General features: G+C 33.4%; 1 protein-coding gene. It reads left to right on the top strand.

The features are described from left to right. The first annotated feature begins 187 nt into the window (after nt 1-187). Nucleotides 188-724: a hypothetical protein gene (locus H8B06_RS20445; RefSeq protein WP_190996045.1), complete on the top strand. Its 537-nt coding sequence runs from the start codon at nt 188-190 to the stop codon at nt 722-724. Nucleotides 725-1,281 lie beyond the last annotated feature (557 nt).

The following is a 1,281-nucleotide window of genomic DNA, read 5'->3' as shown; positions in this document are numbered from 1 at the left end:
TTTTACAATACCCAAAGAATACATTCTGCTCTGGGGTATAAAACCCCTAAGCAGATCGAAGAGATGCTATTGGAAAAAGAAAAAATGGCAGCATAAAAAAGTCTCCTAATTTAAGTTGCAATTCCAATATTAAGCAATTCTATAATGAAGAGTAATAATCTTCCTTCTTTCGTTGGATAACAATTTTATGAAATCAAAACAACTTAACTTTTTTATAACTCCAGAAGATCATGAAGAAATTAATGAATTCATGTTTCAAAAGGATATCTATGCTGTTACGGATAAATATATTCAAAATGACGAAAATCCTATAAAAAAAATTCCAGACATGAAGGCTAAGATTTTTCAAATTTATTTTTTACGCAAAGAAGATTTTGATTCTTTAAAGACACTATCAACAAAAAACAATATTTTTTATTTTGACAATCTTACCAGTCCTTTATTGGAGTTTAGCTTAGGAGGATTCTACCCGTACGATAAAAACCTGCTTCAAAGAGCTCGCTTCTACTATATTAAAGGTTTCTATGAAAATGGTACTTTTGTTGATAAAGCCGATGATTTTTTAGAATGGAGCGATTCTATAATTAAAGATTTTAAAAAAAGATTCCTAAAAAGATATTCAAAAGGAGACGGATTCTGGTATTCTGAATCTTCAATCCGTTGGATTGAAGAGCATAAAGCAGTCCTAATCAATGGGGGACAACAATGGGAAGGTAAAATCTGAGAAAGCAAGCGTTCAGGAGATATATTTTGACAGCGTAGGAACGCCCATCTGAAAGAAAATACGGACAAATATGACCCTAATATCGTCGAAAATATACCAGCGTGCAAAGGAGCAAGGCAGAACGCATTGGATGCCGAAAAAGTAAATGCTGAAAAATTAATGCTATGAAAAAAAGACGATGGACGCTAACGAGGAAAAATTATTTGATGATGCTGTTAGTGCAATTTATAGAAATGATCTAAAAAAGTTGTTAGAAATAATAGAAAGCGGATTTACTATAAATCAAAAAGATAAGGACGGTCGGACTATACTTTTCTAAGCAGTATTAGATAATAATGAAACTATTGTAGAGTTTATTGAAGGTAGTTGTCTTCATTTTGAGCAACGGGAAGAACATGGCGAGGAACCTCTTTGTCCTGACGGCAGACCTTGTCTATTCCTAGAATAGCTTGACACTTTTTCGGTAAAAAAGAGGAAAAAGATGTCAAAATCAACAGGAGGAAAACAGAAAGAGATTTTACTGAAGGACCGCTTCAGTGATGACAGTTCCAGCCAGC

It is taken from the genome of Sphingobacterium micropteri (assembly GCF_014692515.1).
GTDB lineage: Bacteria > Bacteroidota > Bacteroidia > Sphingobacteriales > Sphingobacteriaceae > Sphingobacterium > Sphingobacterium micropteri.
The sequence above is the reverse complement of the archived record's forward strand: the minus strand, read 5'-3'. Positions and strand labels throughout refer to the sequence as shown.

Excerpts from the sequence above, each read along its gene's own strand:
- H8B06_RS20445 (WP_190996045.1), top strand. The coding sequence starts at position 188 with ATGAAATCAAAACAACTTAACTTTTTTATAACTCCAGAAGATCATGAA.